Origin of the sequence: Nocardia carnea (assembly GCF_029868325.1) — a bacterium.
Lineage (GTDB): Bacteria > Actinomycetota > Actinomycetes > Mycobacteriales > Mycobacteriaceae > Nocardia > Nocardia carnea_C.
This window is the reverse complement of record NZ_JARWNW010000283.1, coordinates 1-21713: the sequence shown is the minus strand read 5'-3', so window position 1 is coordinate 21713 and position 21713 is coordinate 1. Positions and strand designations below refer to the sequence as shown.

The 21713-nt window shown below is 69.1% G+C and carries 8 protein-coding genes and 1 pseudogene; 2 read left to right on the top strand and 7 right to left on the bottom strand.

From position 1 onward, the window contains the following. Positions 1-235: 235 nt before the first annotated feature. Positions 236-655, bottom strand: coding sequence for an Hsp20/alpha crystallin family protein (locus tag QH196_RS27305; RefSeq protein WP_280418707.1), 420 nt, complete (start codon positions 653-655; stop codon positions 236-238). Between the two features lie 155 nt (positions 656-810). Here QH196_RS27305 and QH196_RS27300 point away from each other — a divergent pair, with 155 nt between their 5' ends. Continuing rightward, a complete protein-coding gene (locus QH196_RS27300; RefSeq protein WP_280418706.1) occupies positions 811-1161 on the top strand; it encodes a MerR family transcriptional regulator in 351 nt (116 codons plus the stop codon). Here the strand turns inward: QH196_RS27300 and QH196_RS27295 are convergent. The 5 genes from QH196_RS27295 to QH196_RS27275 form a co-directional block, all read right to left on the bottom strand. Then, complete coding sequence (locus QH196_RS27295; protein WP_280418705.1) at positions 1130-2107, bottom strand: ABC transporter substrate-binding protein; 978 nt, start codon at positions 2105-2107, stop codon at positions 1130-1132. The two genes, QH196_RS27300 and QH196_RS27295, sit on opposite strands and share 32 nt — an antisense overlap. Before the next feature lie 36 nt (positions 2108-2143). Further along, on the bottom strand, positions 2144-2974 hold the full coding sequence (locus tag QH196_RS27290) for an ABC transporter ATP-binding protein (RefSeq protein WP_280418704.1): 831 nt from the start codon (positions 2972-2974) through the stop codon (positions 2144-2146). Then, positions 2971-4053: a FecCD family ABC transporter permease gene (locus QH196_RS27285; RefSeq protein WP_280418703.1), complete on the bottom strand. Its 1083-nt coding sequence runs from the start codon at positions 4051-4053 to the stop codon at positions 2971-2973. Before QH196_RS27285 ends, QH196_RS27290 begins: the two co-directional genes overlap by 4 nt. Then, the gene (locus QH196_RS27280) at positions 4050-5069 is read right to left on the bottom strand and encodes a FecCD family ABC transporter permease (protein ID WP_280418702.1); all 1020 of its coding nucleotides are present in this window, start codon (positions 5067-5069) and stop codon (positions 4050-4052) included. The genes QH196_RS27285 and QH196_RS27280 overlap by 4 nt, the downstream gene beginning before the upstream one ends. A gap of 148 nt (positions 5070-5217) precedes the next feature. After that, entirely contained in the window at positions 5218-6375 is a 1158-nt protein-coding gene (locus QH196_RS27275) for a hypothetical protein (RefSeq protein WP_280418701.1), read from the bottom strand. Positions 6376-7003: 628 nt separating this feature from the next. Here QH196_RS27275 and QH196_RS27270 point away from each other — a divergent pair. Then, positions 7004-7822, top strand: a complete 819-nt coding sequence (locus QH196_RS27270) for a CPBP family intramembrane glutamic endopeptidase (protein WP_280418700.1) — start codon at positions 7004-7006, stop codon at positions 7820-7822. A gap of 40 nt (positions 7823-7862) precedes the next feature. Here QH196_RS27270 and QH196_RS27265 read toward each other — a convergent pair. Continuing rightward, positions 7863-21575, bottom strand: a pseudogene (locus QH196_RS27265) (amino acid adenylation domain-containing protein); the annotation flags it as partial. Between the last annotated feature and the right edge of the window lie 138 nt (positions 21576-21713).

Sequence of the window (21713 nt, the reverse complement as noted above, 5' to 3'; positions counted from 1 at the left end):
GTGCTGTAGCTCACATGAGCGCGGGAGATGAAATAACCCGCGACGCCGAAATCTGCCCCCAGCCCATTCTCGATTTCGGGGACGATCCGGCGGCGCGGGGCGGGCCCCTCGACCCCCCCGCCCCCGTGGCGGGGGGCCCCGCCGCCCCCCCCCCCCCCCCCCGGGGTCGAAGGAAACTCGTACACCTCAGTTGTGGAGTCGGTTGCCGGGAATCTGTCGATCGCGCTCCCGTGCCTCAGGCGTTGATGGCCTGATGTTCGTCGTGTCGAGCGATCTCGATCTTGCGGGGTTTGGCCTGCTCGGCGACCGGGATGACCAGCCGCAGTACGCCGTCGCGGTAGTCGGCGCGGATAGCGTCGGTGTCGAGGTTCTCGCCCAGGAACAGCTGTCGGCTGAACACTCCACGGGTTCGTTCGGCTGCGATCATCGACCTGCTCGAGTCCAGATCCGGTCGCGACGCGCGCACGGTCACGACGTTGCGCTCGACATCCAGATCCAGTGAATCCGCGTCGATGCCCGGAAGGTCGAGCTCCACGAAGAACTCGTCACCGTCGCGCCAGGCGTCCATCGGCATTACCGCGGGCCGGGCCGGTGTCCCGAATACTTGCTGGGTCAGGCGATCCAGATCGCGGAACGGGTCGGTGCGCATCAGCATGGTCGCCACCTCCAACTCACTCCCATCTCGGTAGTATCTATGTCAGATAATCTTTGTGAACTGACATAGATATTATCTAGCACTCGCCCTAAGAGAGTGCAAGTAGGAGGATCAGATAATCTGGTCCCAGACACAGAATGCGAGGTGAGAACCCGATGGATCCACAACATGAGACCCTGCCGGCGGCTGGACACGGCGTGTACGCGATCTCGGTCGCCGCGGAATTGGCCGGCATCGGGGTGCAGACCCTGCGCCTGTACGAACAGCGCGGCCTGCTCACGCCCGCCCGCAGTGCCGGCGGCACCCGCCGCTACAGCGGCGCCGACCTCACCCGGCTGGCCCGCATCACCACACTCACCGGTGAAGGCATCAACCTGGCCGCGGTCTCCCGGATTCTCGAACTCGAGGACACCGTGGCACGGCTACGCGAACAGCTCCGCTCTGCCCAACAAGACGCTCCCCGGCACCCCCCGGCTACCGCGCCGCAGCCGCCAGCTGCGGGGTGATCCTGTCCAGGGCGAACCGCAATGCCCCCGGCGTGCCCGCGGACAACGCGAGCACCGCCGGATCGTTCTCCGGCAACAACACGGCATGCCCATCCCGCACCACATCGAGCGTGTTGATCAACGAATCGTTCTCCAGATCGGCGAACGGTAGACCGATCGTGGTGAATACGGCGACCTGCGCGTCGAGATCGCCCACCCGCTCCGCCGGGACCTGCGCGAAGAAACCCGAACTCTGCAACCGGGTGACCGGCGGGTTCTGCACGAACCCGAGGTCGGCGAAGAAATCGAACCGGGCATCCCCGGCGAGGTAGGCGCCGTAGGCGGTGCCGAACTTCGCGGCGTACACGAACGTTTTCCCGGCGAACTCCGGATGCTCGCCCGCCACAGCCTGCTGCCGGGTCGTGGTCTCCGCGACGATCTTGTCCGCTTCGGCGCGTTTGCTCAGCGCAGCGCCGATGAGCTCGGTCTGCGTCTGCCAGTTCACCGCGAAATCACCCGTACCCTCCGGCGCGGTGACCACCGGCGCGATTTCCCGGAGCTCCTCGGTGACAGCGCTGTCCGCCTTCGCGCGCACATTCAGGATCAGGTCCGGATCGAGTTCGGAAATCTGCTGCATATTGAACTCCCCGGCGCTCTGCGCCGAGATCAGTTCCGGCGTACTGTCCCCGAACGCCGCCGCGTCCCATTCACCGACCCCTTTGGTGTCCGCACCGAAACTCATCCAGTCGTAGATGGCGACCGGCCGCACCCCCAACTCCACCGCGACCGCGCCGTCCGACCAGCCGAGCGCCACCACCCGCGGATTGTCCGGCAGCGAATAACCGGGCGACCCCTCGGGATCGTCGAACACCTCATAGGTGGTGTTATCGGATTGCACACACGCCGTCGCGGCCAGCAGCACACCCACCAACCCCGCCACCACCGCACCGATACGCCGCCTCGCCATGGTTCTCCTTCCGGTTGTGTGCCCGGCGGGCACGGTTCACACGCTGTCGGCCCGGACCGCGCCCTCCGCCAGCGGCACCACCAGCGGAGTCCCCGTCTGCGGATCGTCGATCACCTGCGCGTACACGCCGAAAACCCGGTCGACCAGCTCCGCAGTGATGATGTCGCGTGGTGGGCCCACGGCCACGATCTCGCCGTCGCGCATCGCGATGATGTGGGAGGCGTAGCGGGCGGCCTGGTTGAGGTCGTGCAGTACCGCGACCAGTGTGGTGCCGCGCCGGTTGAGGTCCACACACAGATCGAGCACTTCGATCTGATGCCCGAGATCGAGAAAGGTCGTCGGCTCGTCCAGCAGCAGGATCGGTGTCTGCTGCGCCAGCGCCATCGCGATCCACACCCGCTGCCGCTGCCCACCCGACAGCGCCTCCACCGGCCGCGTCGACAACTCCGTCAACCGGGTCACCTGGAGAGCGTAATCGACCGCCCGCTGATCGGCCTCGGTCCACTGCCGGAACAGTTTCTGATACGGGAACCGGCCACGCGCCACCAGGTCGATGATGGTGATCCCGTCCGGCGCGATCGACTGCTGCGGCAGCAACCCCACCTCCCGCGCGAACTCCTTACCGCCATACCCGGCCACATCCCGCCCGTCGAGCAGCACCGCACCGTGTTGCGGCCGTAGCAGCCGCGACAGCGTCCGCAGCAACGTCGATTTACCGCACGCGTTCGGCCCGACGATCACCGTGAACGAACCGTCGGGCACCACGACATCCAGATCGGCGAGCACGGCGCGGTCGCCGTAACCGACCCGCAGATCGGTGCCGGTCAACCGGCCCGGCAGCGCACCGGGCAGCGAATCATGGGTCACGGGCGGGCCTTTCGGGACTGCGCCAGCAGAAGGAACAACAGATACACACCACCCAGCGAGGTGGTGACCACACCGACCGGCAGCTGCGTCTGCGGTGCGAGGATCGTGCGCGCCACCACCTCACTGGAAACCAGGAGAGTGGCGCCCACCGCCGCGGAGGTGACCAGCGGGATCCCCGGACTCGGAGTGATCCGCGCCGCCACCTGCGGGGCCACCAGCGCGACGAAGGCGATCGGCCCGGCGATCGCGGTCGTCGCCGCCGCGAACCCCACCCCGATCACCAGCAGCAGCATCTGCGTGCGCTCGGTATCGACACCCTTGCTCGCCGCGGAATCCGTGCCCAGCTCGAACATCCGCATCCTCGGTGCGACCACCAGCAACGCCGGAACCAGCACCGCCAGGGTCACGAACACCGGCACCGTATCCGCCATCGACAGATCACGCAGATTCCCCATACCCCATGCGGCCGCCGCGCCCGCGTTCTGCACATCGGCGGTCGCGACCAGGTAGCCGTTGAACGACAGCAGCATCGCCGAAACACCGATACCCACGATGATGAACCGATAGTTCCCGGTACCGCCGCGCATCCCGAGGAAATACACGATCAGCGCGGTGCCCAGGCAGCCGAGCAGGGCGCCGACCGTGGCACCGCCCGAACCGAGCCCGAGAACCAGCATCGCCACCAGTGCACCGGTATTGGCGCCGGTGGTGAAACCGATGATGTCCGGGCTGCCCAGCGGGTTGCGGGTGAGAGTCTGGAAGATGGCGCCCGACAATGCCAGCGACGCCCCGCCGAGTATCGCCGTGACCACCACCGGCAGCCAGCCGGCAACGTGATCGGCAGCCGAACCACCGACCTGGCCGGCGAGTACCCGCAGGACCTCCACGAACCCCAGGCCCGGGGTGCCGGTGGTGCTCGCACCCAGCGACCGGACACCGACCACGGCGGTGACCAGCACCAGCGCCACGGTGATCGCCGCCGAGACGAGATCGACGCGCACACCGATCCCCAGCCGGTGGATCCGCAAGAACCGTACGCGGCGGGGCCAGCGGGCGGCGGCCGGTGCCGCGGGGCTCACCACTGCGACCCTGTCTCGCGGCGCGCCAACCAGATCAGCACCGGCGCCCCGAGGAACGCGGTCACCATCCCCACCGGCAGTTCGCTCGCGGTGGCGACCCGGGCGACGAGGTCGGAGCCCACCAGCACGATGGGGCCGGCCAACAGGCACAGCGGAATCATCCAGCGGTGGTCCGGGCCGACCGCCATCCGTACCGCGTGCGGCACCATCAACCCGACGAAACTGAGGGGCCCGACCGCGGCGGTGGCCGCCCCGCACAGCACAGTCACGACCACGAATCCGCTCGCGCGCACCGCCGTCACCGGGACTCCCAGCGCGCCCGCGCGGTCGTCGCCGAGGGCGAGCGCATTCAGATAGCCCGCCAGCGCAACCGCCCCCACCACTCCGATCAGCACCAGTAGCCAGGTGGCCGACAGTTGTGGCCACCCGCGGCCGTCGAGAGTGCCGATCAGCAATCCGCGGATCGCGTCGAAGGTCCGTGGATGGATCATTGTGAGGCCGAACGCGAGCCCGCTGAGCATCGACGCGATCGCCACGCCGGTGAGCACCAGTTTGGCCGGGCTCGCCCCGCCGACCCCGCGGGAACCGACGAAATACACCAGCACCGACGCGGCGAACGCGCCACCGAGTGCCCACCACACGTAATCGGTGCCGGCCGCGCCGGCGGCGACCGAGCCGAGCACCATGGCGAAGTATGCGCCGGAGTTCACCCCGAGAATGCCGGGGTCGGCCAGTGGGTTACGCGTCAATCCCTGCATTACCGCGCCCGCGAGCCCGAGCGCCGCACCGACCAGCGCGGCCAGCAGTGTGCGGGGTATTCGCTGTTCCCGGATGACACCGACGGCAGTGGGGCTGCCTTCGCCGAACAGGGCGCGCCAGGCCTCGGTGGCTGTGAAATCACCGCTGCCGACGAACAGCCCGCCGAGCAGGAGTGCTACGAGAAGTGCGGTCAGCAGCAGCACTACGGCCGACCGCGACAGTGCCGTGCGCGGCGCGGTCGTGGTGGCTGGGGACACAGCGGATACATCCTTGCGGTCGGCAACGCTGCGGTGTGGTGGCCGGGAGATCGCTGCCACCGCCGTGGGTTAGTTTAGCCTCACGTTACCCAGCGGTGTCGATGCCGCGCGGCCGCGAGGTACTCGGACGGTCTCGCCGCATGAATTCTCATGGTATGCCGCCGGTCGAATCGAGCCATTTCTGATATGCGGCCACCGGGCCCAGCTGAGCTGATATCTCGGCGGCGGTATGGCCGCTGGCATCGATCTCCGCCGGCAACAGATTGCCGTCCAGGATCGTGGCGGCCAGCACTCTGGAGTAGCCGTATTGATCGTCGGGGTTGTTGCGGCCGAGTTCCTCCCGATGCGAGTCCTCGGGTTGGAGGTTGAAGAATCTGCTCATGTCCTCTGTGTATGAGGAAGATGTATGGTCCGGCGAGATGACGTCGTAGCGGGCCCGCTGCGTTTCGGTCATGAGCTCGGAATGCACACGGAACGGTGTGCCCGGCGGGTCGGCGAGGCCACCGCTCACCACGACGACGTCCGGATAGTTCTGCCGCATGGCCCATTCGCGCAGGCTCAGCGGCCGTGTGGGGTCGTAGCTGGGGTCGATCACCCCTATTGTTTCCTGCCCGTCGGCGGTGCGCATCCGTATGGTGGCCGCGGTGTGGTTACAGAAGGCCGCTTCCTCTCCCGGTGCCTCGACGGACCGCTCCGGACCGCCGGATGCCGGACCGATAGTGATCTTGAACCGGCCGGCTTCGGTTTGGGTGAAGCGGGCGCCCTCGAATTCGACCGTCCGCGTCGCCGGATCGACCCGCCCGACACCGGCGCGCATCCGTTGATCGAACGAGGGGGTGGCATGCCACTGCTTCTTCATGACCGTCCCGGTGGCGTATGCGCGCTCCAGGCCGTCAGCCGACAGATCGGGCACGAACGACCGCGCGATGCCGAGAGCGTCCGCGGGCACACCGCGGTGACGTAGCTCGGACAGTATCGCTTCGGCCCGCTGCCCACATGCGGTGTTGATGTGGAAGGGAAGCGGAAGCCGTGCCGCGTGCGTGGTCAGCTGTGCCGCCTCGGCAGTGCTGTACACCGAACGCTGATCGGGTAGGGGACCCGGCGTGCCGTCCGGTGAACCTCCGGAAGGGGACTGCTCGATCCGGCGCTGGGCCTCCGAATCCGAATCGGGTAGCTTCTGCGCCGGGCCCTCTTTCGTGACTCCCGCAATATTCCGCAGCGGCTTCCCCATGGCACCAGCGGTATCGGGGATTACTTTCCCGGTCAGTTTCTCGGCTACATACTTACGGAACCACTTGCCGATCACTGTGCGACCTTATCGGACACAGACCCCGACGGGTCCGGTCAGCGTGCGGTGGTACGTCGATTGTCGTGCGCCGACCCCGTCAGCGGCCGTCGAGGCCGTTACAGGGCGGCGGTGACACTTGTCTGCTTCGATCGGAGAGCCCCCCGAGCTCCCACTATTTCGTCACTGTGACGAGTTTTCCTGGGTGGCCGGAAAACTCCGGGGGGTCGGGGAGCTGCTGCAGAACCCGCCACGTGGAGGGAAGCCCCGCTATCCGTGCGCGTCACGGTGACGAAATGGCGGCGCGAGGAGAGGCCCGCCCACTTGTAGGTAATCCGTGACACTGAGCGCGCATTCCCGGTCTCGCGAAATACCCCGACATCGGCGGTAAGGCCTGGTCATATGCTGCGCGGAGCCGCCCTTGTGGGCCGAAATGTACTCGTGTGCTGCTGCGGCTCGGTCTCCGGTCAGGGCTCCCGAAAGAACGCCGATAATCTACATTATGTAAACTAGCCTTTGGGTGGACAGTCCGCGGACGTTCCCCCGGCTCCCCTCACGTGACTCGACCCTCAGACTTCCTGCCGATACGCCGGGAAGTCGGTACTGCGGGGTGATGCGCAAATCGGCGCTCACCGAACAACGTTAGAGCGTGAGTTCCATTTCGAATCGCGGCACGCAACCCGACTCCGCCCACGCAATCCGAGTATCGGCCATCGCAAGTATTTGGCCGATACTCGGCACCTTTGTGGCGTGCACGTTGGCGGGCTCGGTCGCGCTGCTCGTGGTGCAACCGCATTCGGGTCTCGATCCTGCGGCACTGTCCCTGGTCCAGTTCGCTCCGGCGCTGGGCGCGTTCGCCACTTGGCTGGTCTTCCGGCGGACCATTGCCAGGCATTCCCCCGCTCCGGTCCCCTCCGGGCGAGCGGGTACGAATATCGGGGCGGTGGTCGGCGTATGCGTGGTGTTCTGGCTGCTGGTCACGATCGCGGTCGTCGGATCGGGTGCGGCCCTTGCCGGGCCGGCGCCGGTGGGCGGCGTACCTTTCACGGTATTCCTGATGTTGCAGCTGCTCGGTGCGACTGCCGAGGAAATCGGGTGGCGGGGGCTTATGCAGCCGATGCTGGAATCCCGGATAACGAGGTTCGCGGCGGTTTCGGTGACCGGCGCCGCTTGGGCGCTATGGCATGTTCAGGCGTTCGCGGTGGCACCCGTGACCGCGGTGTGCTTTGTCGTTTCGGCGATCGCGTTCGCGGTTGTGCTCGGGTACCTGGGCGAGGGAAGTTTCGGTCAGCGTGTGCTGGTTGCGTCGATCGGTCATTGGCTGATCAATATCGCGGTGTATCTGGCGGTCGGTGACGACACCTTGGGCAGGCCGCAGGTTGTGTTCATCGCGGTTGCTGCTGTTGTCGCCGCCGGTGTTGTCACAGTGCGGGTTCTGCGGCGCGGTCACGGGACTCCCCTGCGCTGAGTCCGGGGTCATGGTCACCCGGACCTTCACACCGGCATGGTCATCCACTCTGTCCCGCGGTTTCCCGGTCGAGTTGTTGGTTCAGGACCTGGGCAATACGGGCCAGGACCGCCGGTTCGGTCATCGCCAGGTGGGGGGCGTCGATATCGATATCGGTGATGTGGCCTCGGACGTGCGGCTCCCACCCTCGGTGGCCGGTGGCGTCGGCGCGGCGTTCGCCGGTGGCGGTGAAGTACAGCATGTCGCTGTCGAGCGGCTGGGGTTGCCAGTCGGCGGCGGCGCGGATCGACTGGTTGTAGGCGTCGGTCATGCGCTGGATGAGGGTGGCGTCGATACCTAGCTCCTCCCCCAGGTTCTGCCGGATCAGGGCGGCGGCTTCCTCGGCGGTGGCGTCGGTGGGGACGAAATCGATACCCATGACGGGGCCGAGGTTGGCGACGAGTTCGCCAGCGGTCACGGTGGTGACGGCTGATCGGTCGAATCCGTCGGCTTCGGCGTCCAGCAGGGCCACAAGGGCCACTTCTTCTCCGGCGGCGCGCATTTCGACGGCGATCGCGTGGGCGATCTGGCCGCCGAGTGACCAGCCGAGCAGGTGGTAGGGGCCGTGTGGCTGGATGCTGCGGATTTCGTCGAGGTAGCGGCGGGCGGTGTCTTCGAGGGTGGCGGGGCCGGGTTCGGCGCCGCTGAGTTGTGGTGCCTGAATTCCGTAGATCGGGCGGTCGCCGGTGAGGTATTCGCCGAGGGGGCGGTAGCTCCAGGCCAGGCCCGAGGCCGGGTGGATGCAGAACAGCGGGGGTTTCGTGCCGGTGGTGCGGATCGGTAGCAGGACATCGAATCCGGGTGCGGTGGGTTCGGTGCCGACGTGTCCGTCGCGCATCCCGGTTTCGATGCGTTTGGCGAGTTCGGCGGGGCGCGGGTCGGACAGGATCCAACTGACGGGGACTTCGTAGTCGAGTTCCTTGCGGAGTTCGCTGACCACCTGGACCGATTTCAGGGAGTTGCCGCCGAGGGCGTAGAAGTCGTCGTCGGCGCCGACGCGGTCCACGCCGAGGACGTGTCCGTAGGCTCGGGCGACTTCTCCTTCCAGCCAGGATTCGGGTTCCCGGAACTCCCCTACCGCGAATACGGGTTCGGGTAGGCGTTTGCGGTCGAGTTTGCCGGAGGCGGTGAACGGTACGGTGTCGAGCACCATGACGGTGGTGGGCACCATGTAGTCGGGTAGTTCGGTGGCGGCGTGGGCGAGGACGGCGTCGGTGTCGACGGCGGCGCCGGCCGCGGGGACCAGGTAGGTGATGAGCCGGTCGCCGGTGCCGGAGGTGTGGACGGCGGCGATCGCGCGGGCGACGGAGGGGTGTTCGGCGAGGACGGCTTCGATTTCGCCGAGTTCGATGCGCAGGCCGCGGAGTTTGACCTGGAAGTCGGTGCGGCCCAGGTATTCGAGTTCGCCGGTGCGCAGGCGGCGGGCGCGGTCGCCGGTGCGGTACATGCGTTCGCCGTCGGTGAAGGGGTCGGGGACGAATCGTTCGGCGGTGAGGCCGGGCCGGGCGTGGTATCCGCGGGCGATCTGGTTGCCGGCGAGGTACAGGTCTCCCGCTACGCCGGGTGGGACGGGGCGCAGGCGGGTGTCGAGGACGTGGGCGCGGACGTTCCAGACCGGTGTGCCCATGGGGACGCTGCCGTCGTCGGCGCCGGTGACGTGGTGGGAGGTGGCGTGCAGGGTGAATTCGGTGGGGCCGTAGAGGTTGTGTAGTTCGGTGTGGGGCATGGCGCGGCGTGCGGTGGCGACCACGTCGGCGCCGAATGCTTCGCCGCCGACGAGGAGCGCGCGCAGTGAGGTGAGGGATTGTGCGGGTGCGGCGTCGGCGAATGCGGCGAGCATGGACGGGACGAAGGAGGTGAGGGTGATCTGCCGGTCGGCGATGATGTCGGCGAGGTAGGCGGGGTCGGTGTGCCCGTCGGGGCGGGCGATGACGAGGCGGGCGCCGACGGCGAGGGTGGCGAACAGTTCCCATACCGAGACATCGAAGGTGGCAGGGGTTTTCTGCAGGACGGTATCGGCGGCGGTGAGCCGGTAGGTGCCGATGATCCAGTGCAGTTGGTTGAGGGCGGCGCTGTGCGGGACGGCGACGCCTTTGGGACGGCCGGTGGAGCCGGAGGTGAACAGGACGTAGGCGGTGTTGTGGGGTCGTAGTGGGGTGTGGCGGTCGCTGTCGGTGACGGGGGTGTCGTCGTATCCGGTGAGGTCGATGCCGTCGAGGGTGGTGAGTTCGACGACGGGGGCGGCGGTGGTGCGCATGTAGTCGATGCGGTCGGCGGGGTGGGTGGGGTCGATGGGTACGTATCCCCCGCCGGCGGCGTGCACGGCGTACATGGCGGTGATCTGGTCGAGGGATCGGGGCATGCGGAGTGCGACCAGGGTGTCGGGTGCGACGCCGCGGGTGATGAGCCAGCGGGCGAGGCGGTTGACGCGGGCGGCGAATTCGGCGTAGGTGAGGGTGTGGGCGCCGGATTCGACGGCGGGCCGGTCGGCGTGGGCCGCGGCGGCGCGGGTGAACAGGGCGGGGAGGGTTTCGCCGGGGTCGAGTGCGTGTTCGGTGGCGTTCCACCGGTGCAGGACGGCGTCTTTTTCCGCGGTGTCGAGGAGGTCGACGTCGTGGATGTGCTGGGTGGGGTCGGCGGCGAGTGCGCGCAGCACGCGGTGCAGGCGGTCGGCGAGGGCGGTGGCGGTGGCGGGGTCGAACAGGTCGGTGGCGTAGGTGAGGCCGCCGGTGATTCCGGTGGGTGCGCCGGTGGGGTCATAGGTGTCGGAGACGGTGATCTGGAGGTCGAACAGGGAGGTCGCGGTGTCGGCTTCGACGGCGGTGGCGGTGAGGCCGGGGAGTTCGAAGTCGGTGCCGGTCTGATTCTGGAAGGCGAGCATCACCTGGAACAGGGGGTGGTGGGCGTGGGAGCGGATGGGGTTGAGTTCTTGGACGAGGCGTTCGAACGGGACGTCGGCGTGGCCGAATGCGGCGAGGTCGGTGTCGCGGATGTGGTCGAGGAGTTCGGTGAAGGTCATCCGGCCGGTGAGGCGGGTGCGTAGGACGAGGGTGTTGACGAACATGCCGACGAGGTCGTCGAGTTCGGGTTCGCCGCGTCCGGCGTAGGGGGTGCCGATGGCGATATCGTCGGTGGCGGCGAGCCTGCCGAGGGTGGCGGCGAGGGCGGCGTGGAACACCATGAACAGGGTGGTGTTGTGGGTGCGTGCGATGTTTTCCAGGCCGGCGTGGAGGTCGGCGTCGACGGTGAGTGGGATGTCGGCGCCGGTGTAGGTCTGGATCGCGGGTCGCGGCCGGTCGGCGGGGAGTTCGAGGAGGGGCGGCAGGTCGTCGAGTTGGGTGGTCCAGTAGTCGATTTGGGCGCGGAGCAGCGAGTGGGGGTCGTGTTCGGCGCCCAGGACGGTGTGCTGCCAGATGGTGTAGTCGGCGTATTGGACCGGTAGTGGTGTCCAGGCGGGTGGGCGGCCGTTCACTCGGGCCTGGTAGGCGGTCATCATGTCGCGGGCCAGTGGGGCGAGGGAGGATCCGTCGCCGCAGATGTGGTGGAGGACGACGGCCAGGACCCAGGTGTCGGGGCCGGTGTTGTAGAGGCGGGCGCGTAGCGGCACTTCGGTGGTGACGTCGAAGACGGTGGCGACGTATGCGGCGAGCGCGGCGGGCAGGTCGGTGTCGTCGATCGGGGTGGGGTGCAGGGGTGGTGTGGTGTGGTCGGCGGGCAGGACGACCTGTGCGGGTTCGCCGTCGGTGTGCGGGTAGTAGGTGCGTAGCACTTCGTGCCGGTCGATGACGTCGGTGAGGGCGTGGTGCAGGGCGTCGGTGTCGAGCCGGCCGGTGAGACGGATGATGATGGGGATGCTGTAGGCGGCGGAGTCTGGTTCGAAGCGGTTGAGGAACCACATGCGCTGCTGTGCGTAGGACAGCGGGATATGCGGGGGCCGGGGTTGCGGGGTGAGGGCTACGCGGCCGGTGTCGGCGTGGGATTCGGCGCGGGCGGCGAGTTTGGTGACGGTGGGTGCGTCGAAGATCATCGCGACGGGGACGGTGGCGTCGAGGGCGGCGCCGATGCGGGCGGCGACGCGGGTGGCGACGAGGCTGTTGCCGCCGAGTTCGAAGAAGTCGTCGTCGGCGCCGACGGCGCGGTCGAGGCCGAGGACGTCGGCGAAGACTCCGGCGACGATCTCTTCGACCGGTGAGGCGGGGGCCCGGAATTGTTTGGCCTGCAGGATGGGTTCGGGGAGGGCTTTGCGGTCGAGTTTGCCGTTGGGTGAGAGCGGGATCCGGTCGAGGATCATGATCGCGGCGGGCACCATGTAGGCGGGGAGGGTGTCGGCGAGTGCGGTGGTGAGGGTATCGGCGGAGATGTCGGCGCCGGGGGCGGGGACGACGTAGGAGACGAGGGTGGCGGGTCCGGTGCCGTCGCGGCGTGGGATGGTGACGGCGTAGGCGATATCGGGGCGGGCGCCGAGTGCGGTGTCGATTTCGCCGAGTTCGACGCGGTAGCCGCGGATTTTCACCTGGAAGTCGTTACGTCCCATGAATTCGAGGTCGCCGTGGCTGTTCCAGCGGACGAGGTCGCCGGTGCGGTACATGCGGCTGCCGGGTCCGGCGTAGGGGCAGGCGGTGAATCGGGTGGCGTTGGTGGCGGCGCGGTGCAGGTAGCCGCGGGCCAGGGCGGGGCCGGCGAGATACAGTTCGCCGGTGACACCGGCCGGGGTGGGCCGCAGCCGGTTGTCGAGGACGAGTGCCTGCATTCCGGGGAGCGGGGTGCCGATGGTGGGTCGTTCGCCGGGGTGTACGGGGTCGGTGGCGGTGGCGACCATGGTGGTTTCGGTGGGCCCGTACAGGACCCGGAATTCGCGGGTGCCGGCGCGGTCGGTGCCGGCCCACCGGTTGATGAGGTCGGCGGGGACTTCGTCGCCGCCGGACATGACGGTGTGGAGGTCGTCGAGTCCGGTGGGGTCGACGGAGGCGAGGGCGGCCGGGGTGACGAAGGCGTGGGTGATGCGGTGGGTGCGCAGGAATTCGGCGAGTTCGTCGCCGCCGTAGATGCCGGTGGGGGCGATGACGAGGGTGGCGGCGCGGCCGGCGGCGAGCAGGATTTCCAGCAGGGAGGCGTCGAAGGACGGGGAGGCGAAGTGCAGGACGCGGTCGGTGGTGTCGGGTGGGGTGCCGCTGCGTTGCGCGGCGACGAAGTCGGCGATTCCGGTGTGGGTGACGGCGACGCCTTTGGGGCGGCCGGTGGAGCCGGAGGTGAACACGATGTAGGCGGTGTTGTGGGGTCGTAGTGGCCGGAGCCGGTCGGTGTCGGTGACGGGTTCACCGGATTCGGTGTCGAGTTGCGCGGTGTCGGCCGGTGAGTCGAGCGGGATCCAGTCGACGTTGCCGGGCAGTTGGGGTCGCGCGGCGGTGAGGGTGACACCGAGGTGGGCGTGGGAGTCGGTGACCATTTGTTCGGTGCGGCCGGTGGGATAGCGGGGGTCGACGGGGACGTAGGGGGCGCCGGTTTTGACGACGGCCCACCAGGCGACGATCGCTTCGGGGGTGCGGCCGGTGGCGACGAGGACGGGGTGTTCGGGTCCGGCGCCGCGGCGGATCAGCAGCCGCGCCAGCTGGTTGGATCGGGTGTCGAGTTGCCGGTAGGTGAGTTCGGTATCGCCGGCGAGGAGGGCGGTGCCGGTGGGGTTGGCGTGGACGGCGGCGGCGAATACGTCCGGTAGCAGGGTGGGTGGCTGCGGGCCGCTGGGGCGGGGCCCGATCCGGGTGAGCAGGTCGTGGTGTTCGGTGGTGTCGAGCCAGTCGATATCGCCGACGGCTACCGCGGGGTCGGTGGTGACGGCGTCCAGGACGCGCAGTAGGCGCGCGACGAATTCGTGTGCGGTGGTGTCGTCGAACAGGTCGCGGGCGTAGGTGAGGGTTCCGGAGAGTCCGCGGGCCGCTCCCCTGTCGTCGTAGGTGTCGGCGAGGATCAGTTGCAGGTCGAATTGGGACAGTCCGGTGTCGATGTCGGCGCGGGTGACGGTGACGCCGGGGAGTTCGACATCGGTGCCGGTGAGGTTCTGGAAGGCGAGCATCACCTGGAACAGGGGGTGGCGGTCGGCGGCGCGTTGCGGGTTGAGTTCTTCCACGACCCGTTCGAAGGGGACGTCGGCGTGTTCGAAGGCGGCGAGGTCGGTGTCGCGGGTGCGGGTGAGGTGGTCGGTGAACGATTCGCCGGTGTGGACGGGGGTGCGCAGGGCGAGGGTGTTGACGAACATGCCGACGAGGTCGTCGAGTCCGGGTTCGCCGCGTCCGGCGACGGGGGTGCCGATGACGATATCGTCGCTGCCGCTGAGGCGGCCGAGGGTGGCGGCGAGGGCGGCGTGGATCGCCATGAACAGGGAGGAGCCGCGGGTGTGGGCGAGGTCGAGCAGCTTGGTGTGCAGGGCGGCGCCGATATCGACGGGGATGCGGCCGCCGGCGAGGGAGGCGACCGGCGGTCGGGGGCGGTCGGTGGGCAGGTCGAGGCGGTCGGGGGCGTCGGTGAGGGTGTCGCGCCAGAACCGCAGCTGGGCCGACAGGAGTGATTCGGGGTCGTCGGCGGCGCCGAGGACTTCGCGCTGCCACAGTGCGTAGTCGGCGTATTGGACGGGCAGGGGCTGCCAGTGGGGGGCGTGGCCGCCGGCGCGGGCCGCGTAGGCGGTGACGACGTCGCGGGCCAGTGGGCCCATGGATTGTCCGTCGCCGGCGATGTGGTGGACGACGAGGACGAGCATGTGGTTGCCGGTGCCGAGGTCGAACAGGCCGATGCGGAGCGGTACTTCGGTGGTGACGTCGAAACCGGTGCGTACGAACGTGGTGACGGTGTCGGTCAGGGTTGCGGGGTCGGCGGGGACGATGTGCAGGGCCGGTGCGGGGTCGGTCAGGACCTGTTGGCGGGGTTCGCCGGCGGTTTCGGGGTAGATGGTGCGGAGTACGTCGTGGCGGGCGATGACGTCGGTGAGGGCGTGGTGCAGGGCGTCGGTGTCGAGGTGGCCGGTGAGGCGCAGCATCACCGGAATGTTGTAGGCGGCGGATTCGGGTTCGAACCGGTTGAGGAACCACATGCGCTGCTGGGCCAGCGACAGCGGTACGGGTTCGGGGTGGGGGCGGGCGGTGAGCGGTATCCGGTCACCGCCGCGCAGGGTGGTGGTGTGGCGGGCGAGGGCGGCGACGGTGGGCGCTTCGAACAGGGCGCGGACCGGTACGCGGACGCCGAGGGCGGCGCCGATGCGGGCCACCACCAGTGAGGCGCTGAGGGAATCGCCGCCGAGGGCGAAGAAGTCGTCGTCGGCGCCGACCCGGGGCAGTTCGAGGACTTGGGCGTAGGTGTCGGCGACCAGTTCTTCCGGCCAGGTGGCGGGGGCCCGGTATGCGCGGGCGGTGAATTCGGGTTCGGGGAGGCGGTCGCGGTCGAGTTTGCCGTGGGCGGTGAGCGGTACGTCGTCGAGGATCATGATGGCGGCGGGCACCATGTAGGTGGGTAGCGCGTCGGCGAGTGCGGCGGTGAGGGTGTCGACCGAGACGTTCACTTCCGGTGCGGGCACCACATAGGACACCAGTCGTGCCGGTCCCCCGTCGCCGTGGTGCGCGAGGGTGGTGGCGAAAATGATGTCGGGGCGGGCCGAGAGCACGGCGTCGATTTCGCCGAGTTCGACACGGGAGCCGCGGACTTTCACCTGGAAGTCGTTGCGTCCCACGAATTCGAGGTTGCCGTCGGCGTTGCGGCGCACGATATCGCCGGTGCGGTACATGCGGGCACCGCCGGTGTCGAACGGGCAGGCGATGAATCGGGCGGCGGTCAGGCCGGGCCGGTCGATATAGCCTTCGGCCAGTCCCGGCCCGAACAGGTAGAGTTCGCCGGCCACGCCTTGCGGGACGGGCCGCAGCCAGGTGTCGAGGACGGCGGTGGCGACGGGGCCGACGGGGTGGCCGATTCCGATCGGTGTGGTGGCGGTCAGTTCGCCGGCGGTGGCCCAGATGGTGGTTTCGCTGGGGCCGTAGAGGTTGATCATGGTGCGGCCCGGTGCCCACCGTTCGACCAGTTCCCGTCCGACGGGTTCGCCGGCGGTGGCCAGGACGCGCAGGCCGGTGAGGTCGTCGGCGGGGACGGTGGACAGGGCGGACGGGGTGATCACGGCGTGGGTGATGTGTTCGCGGCGGATGAGGTCGGCCAGTTCGCGGCCGCCGTACACGTCGGGGGGTGCGATGACCAGGCGTGCGCCGGCGCCGTGTGCCATGAGTAGTTCGAACAGGTTGGCGTCGAAACTGGGGGACGCGACCTGCAGGACCGTGGACTGTTCGCCGACGTGCAGTGTGCGGTGTTGTGCGGCGACCACATCGGTGAGGGCGCGGTGCCCCACCCGCACACCTTTGGGGGTGCCGGTGGAACCGGAGGTGTAGATGACGTAGGCGCTGCGGTCTGGGTGCAGGGGGGTGCCGCGTTCGGTGTCGGTGATCGGTTCCGGTGATTCGGCGGCGACGGCGCGGTGGGTGGGTTCGTCGTCGAGGATCAGCCAGTCGGTTCCGGCGGGCAGGTTCGGTGCGGTGGCGGTATCGGTGATACCGAGGTGGGCCGCCGAATCCGACAGCAGGAATTCGATACGCCCGGCGGGCAGGTTCGGGTCGATCGGGACGAACGCGGTTCCTGCTTTGGCGGCCGCCCACAGGGCTACGACACCGGCGAGGGACCGTGGGAGTGCGAGGGCGGTGATCCGGCCGGGGTGGGCGCCGCGGCGGAGCAGGGCGCGGGCGAGGCGGTTGGATTGTTCGTCGAGTTCCCGGTAGGTGAGGGTTGTGGTGCCGTAGCGTGCGGCGACCGCGGCGGGTGTGGCGGCGGCCGTGGTGGTGAGGATGGCGGCGAGGGTTTCGGGGGTGTGATGGGCGGTGCCGGGGTGCTCGGGTGCGGGTGCGTCGGGTAGTGCGAGCGCGCCGAGCCTCGTGGCGGGGTCGCGGGCGATGCGGGTCAGGATGTCCACGAACCGGGTGAGGATGTGGTGGGCGCGGGTGCTGTCGAAGTCGTCCTCCAGGAAGCGGAGGGTGATCCGCAGTCCGGGTGCGCCGTCGCTGGTGGGGGCGACGACGAGGCTCAACGGGAACGGGGTGGCGTCGACGCCGCTGATGTCACCGATGTGCAGGCCCGCGGATTCGACGAGTTGCTGCAGGGCGGGGCGGTCGACGGGGAACGATTGGAAGGCGATCGCGGTGTCGAACAGTTCGGTGACGCCTGCGGCGCGGTGGATTTCGGGTAGCCCGATGTAGTGGTGGTCGAGCATGCGGGCGTGCTGGTCCTGGATGCGGGTCAGCAGGTCACGCAGTGTGTGGGCCGGGTCGAGCCGGACCCGCAGCGGGATGGTGTTGAGGAACATGCCGAGGGTGCGGTCCACGTCCGGTAGTTCCGGTGGGCGGCCCGATACCGCGGAGCCGAAGATGATGTCGGTGTCGCCGGTGAGGACGCGCAGGTTCAACGCCCAGGCCGCGGCGACGGCGGTGTTGACGGTGACGGCCGTGTCGGCGGCGACGTCGCGGAGCGCGCCGTACAGGTCGCCGGGCAGGTCGGCGTTCACTTCGGCGGCGGTGCTCGCGGTGGATGTTGTGCGGGCGACGCGGGTCGGGGAATCCACGTCCGCGTATTCGTGTGCCCACGCGGCTTTGGAGGCGGCGGGGTTCTGGTGTTGCAGCCAGGTCAGGTAGTCGCGGTAGGACGGGGCGGGTTCGGTGGCGCCGATGCGTTCCGGTGTGCCGTAGTTTTCGAGGAGTTCGCCCATGAGCAGCGGCATGGACCAGCCGTCGAGGATGACGTGATGGTTGGTGACCAGGAGCCGGTGTACGCCGGGTTCGAGGTGGAGCAGGGTGAACCGGATCAGCGGCGGCGCGGAGAGGTCGAAACCGGTTGCGGCGTCGGCGGCGGCGATCTCGGTGGCGGTGCGCGGATCGCCGCGGGTCAGGTCGATGTCCCGGAAAACGGTGCCGGTGTGTTCGAGGACGATCTGGTGTGGTCCGGCGGCGGTTTCGACGAATCCGGCGCGCAGGATGTCGTGGCGGTCGATCAGTGCCTGGGCGGCGCGGCGCAGCCGGTCGGTGTCGATTGTGCCGGTGAAGCCGATGCTGGTCTGGACGGTGTAGTTGTCGGTAGTGGCGGTGTCCTCGCCGGTGAAGGTGGAGTGGAAGTGGATACCGGATTGCATCGGTGACAGGGGCCATATGTCGGCGAGGGCGGGATACTGCTGCCGTAGTGCGTCGATTTCGGGTTCGTCGAGTGTGACGAGCGGGTGGTGTGTGTCGCCGGTGCCGGTGGCGGGCAGGTCGTGGCGGGCGGTGGCGGCGAGCGCGGCGACCGTTTTCCCTTCGAACACTTCGCGGGGGGTGAGGACGAGGCCGGCGGCTTTGGCCAGGGCGACCAGGCGCATGGAGACGATACTGTCGCCGCCGAGGGTGAAGAAGTTGCTGTCGGCGGATACGTTGTCCACGTTCAGGACCTGCGCGAACAGGTCCGCCATGGTGTGTTCGGCGGGGGTAGCGGGGGCGCGGCCCGCGAGGTCGGGTGTGGTGAGTTCGTGGTGTTGTAGCGCTTTCCGGTCGATTTTGCCGGTGGCGGTGACCGGCATTTCGCCGAGTTCGATGATCGCCGCGGGGTTCATGTAGTGGGCGAGGGTGCGGTCGAGGTGGGCGTGGAGTTCGGTGGTGTCCAGGGTGGCGCCGGGGGCGGGGACGACGTAGGCCACGAGGATCGGTTCGCCGGTGGGGCCGGTGCGGGTGACGGTGGCGGCGGTCGCGACCGCGGGATGGCGGGTGAGCTGGGTGTCGATCTCGCCCGGTTCGATGCGCAGGCCGTGGATTTTGACCTGTTGATCGGTACGGCCCAGATATTCCAGTTCGAATCCGCTGCGGCCGGGGATCCAGCGCACGGAATCGCCGGTGCGGTAGAGGCGTTCACCGCGATCGGAGCGGGGGTCGGCGACGAAACGGGCGGCGGTGGTGGCGGGCCGGCCGGAATAGCCGCGCGCCAGGCCGGGCCCGCCGAGGTACAGCTCCCCCGCGACCCCGGCCGGTACCGGCCGCAGCCACATATCGAGCACCGCGACCGAGACGCCGTGGACGGGGCCGCCGATGGTCACCGGTTCCCCGGGGTGCAGGGCGTCGGATCCGGTGGCCCAGATGGTGGTTTCGGTCGGTCCGTAATGGTTCATCAGGCGCCGGCCGGGCGCCCACCGTGTCACGGTGTCCGCGCCGGTGGCTTCCCCGACGACCGCGACGGTGGTGAGGTCCGGTAGCCGAGCCGGGTCGAGGGTGTTCAGCACGGACGGGGTGAGGATGGCGTGGGTGACGTGCCCGGTGCGCAGCAGTTCGGTGAGGTCGGTGCCGCCGTACACGTCGGGGGGTGCGATCAGCAGGCAGGCGCCGTTGCCGTGGGCCAGTAGCAGTTCGGAGACGCTGGCGTCGAAACCGGGTGAGGCGACCTGCAGCACCGTGGAGGTGGTGTCCGCGGCGAAGGCTTCGGTGTGGGCGGCGGCGAGGCCGGCCAGCCCGCGGTGGGTCACCTGCACCGCTTTCGGGGTGCCGGTCGACCCGGAGGTGAAGATGAGGTAGGCGGTGTTCCCGGGTGTCGCCGGGCAGGCGGGGGCCGGCGCCGGGGACGGGGTGTGGGTGGTGTCGTCGAGGGTCAGCCAGTCCACTGTGCCGGGGAGGTGCGCGGCGACGGGGGCGGTGGTGACACCGAGGGCCGTGCCCGAATCCGCCAGCATTCCGGCGATCCGTTCGCCGGGGTTGGCGGGATCGAGGGGGAGGAACGCGGCACCGGTTTTCGCGACCGCCCAGATCGCGACAACGAGGTCGATCGAGCGTGGCAGTGCCAGGGCGACGAACGTTTCGGGGCGGGCGCCGCGGCCGGTGAGCAGTGCGGCGAGGTCGTCGGCGTGCTGCTGCAAGGCACGGTAGGTGAGGGTGGTGTCGCCGGAGCGTACGGCGGCCGCGTCCGGGTACCGGTGGGCGGTGGCGGTGAGGATGTCGTGCAGGGTGCGTTCGGGTACGGCGGGTGCCCCGGTGACCGGGAGCGGTTCGCTGGTGCGGGGGTCGCGGCCGGTAGTGACGGCGGCGGTGGGGGTGGCGGGATCGCTGACGACCTGGGTCAGGATCTGTTCGAATCGGGCGAGCAGGGTCGCGGCCTGTTCCGCGTCGAACCGGTCGGTGGCATAGCGCAGGGTGATCGTGTAGGTGCCGGCGTCGTCGCCGGTGGGGCGCGGCGGGGTGACCTGCAGGCTCAGCGGGTAGGGGGTGGCGTCCTGGGCGTCGAGATCGATCAGCTGCAGTCCGGCGGCGTCGAGGTCGCGGGCCAGGCCTTCCCGGTCCAGTGGATACGATTCCAGCACCGTGACGGTGTCGAACATATCGGCGATCCCGGTGGCGTGCTGTAGTTCCGCCAAACCGATATGGCGGTAGTCGAGCATCGCGGCCTGTTCGGACTGCACCCGGATCAGCAGGTCGGCGACGGATTCTCGGGGGTCGAACCGGACCCGCACCGGAAGGGTGTTGATGAACAGGCCCACCATGTGCTCGACGCCGAGGATGTGCGGCGGCCGGTGCGAGACCGTGTTACCGAACACCACATCGGATCGTCCGGTGAGGGCGGTGAGCAGCATCGCCCACGCCACCTGCACGGTGGTGCCTGCGGTGACACCGTGGGAGCGGCTCAGGTCGAGGACCGCGGCGGTGGTCGCGGCGTCGAGGTCGAGCCCGGCTTCACCGCTGGGTGCGCTGCCTGCCCGGTCCGGGCGGCCCGCGACCCGGGTCGGGTTGTCCACCCCGTCCAGCATCCGCTGCCAGGCCGTGGTGGCCGCGTCGTCGTCCTGGGTGTGCAGCCACTGCAGGTAGTCGCGGAACGATCGTGGGGCCGCGAGATCACCCGCCTCACCGTCGTCGGTGTACAGGACGAGCAGTTGGTGGATCAGCAGCGGCATCGACCAGCCGTCCAGGACGAGGTGATGGTCGGTGATCAGCAGCCGGTATTCGGTGGCGCCGGTGCGCAGCAGCTGGAAACGCAGCAGCGGCGGGTGGGCCGGGTCGAACGGTGCCGCCGCTTCGGTGGTGAGGCGGCGCAGTTCGCGGTCGCGGCCCGCAGGGTCGTGGCCGGTGAGATCGGTGTCGCGCCAGTCGGCCTTGACGTTGTGCAGGACGATCTGGCGGGGACCGTCGGCTGTTTCGACGAAGGCGGTGCGCAGGCTGTCGTGCCGGTCGATCAGTGTTTGCGCGGCCCGGCGCATCCGCTGCGCGTCGACCTCACCGGCGAGGGTCAGTGTGGCCTGCACGATGTAGCTGTCGTCGCCGTCGCGGTCGTAGAGGGTGTGGAACAGCAGCCCGGTTTGCAGCGCGGTCAACGGCCACACATCGGTCATCGCCGGGAAATCCCGCGACCAGCTGTCGATATCGGCCTGCGAGACCTCGACCAGCGGGAAATCGGAGGGTGTGTAACCGCCGGCGGATTCGGTGTGCAGATGCGCGGCCAGGCCGTGCAGGGCCTGCACCCACAGATCGGCGAGCTCGCCCATGGCGTCGGCGTCCACGATGTTGCGCGCGAATTCCCAGGTGGCGTCGAGTTCGAGGCCGTCGGGGCCGGGTTCGGCGATCGCGTTCACATCCAGTACCGCGGGCAGCGCCATCCGCGGATCGGTGGTCGCGGTCAGCGAGGTGAATTCGGTGGTGGGGGGGGGGGCGCCCCCCCGGGGCCGGCGCACCCCCCCCCCCCCCCGCCATCAATAGAGAGTAGGTGGAGGCGCGCGGCCGAGACGGGGGGCCGCACCGCGGCGGGGGAGGGTGAGCGTCCGACAGACCGACCAGGCGGC

Coding starts and splice junctions, on each gene's coding strand:
- QH196_RS27300 (WP_280418706.1), top strand. CDS start 811: ATGGATCCACAACATGAGACCCTGCCGGCGGCTGGACACGGCGTGTAC.
- QH196_RS27305 (WP_280418707.1), bottom strand. CDS start 655: ATGCTGATGCGCACCGACCCGTTCCGCGATCTGGATCGCCTGACCCAG.
- QH196_RS27295 (WP_280418705.1), bottom strand. CDS start 2,107: ATGGCGAGGCGGCGTATCGGTGCGGTGGTGGCGGGGTTGGTGGGTGTG.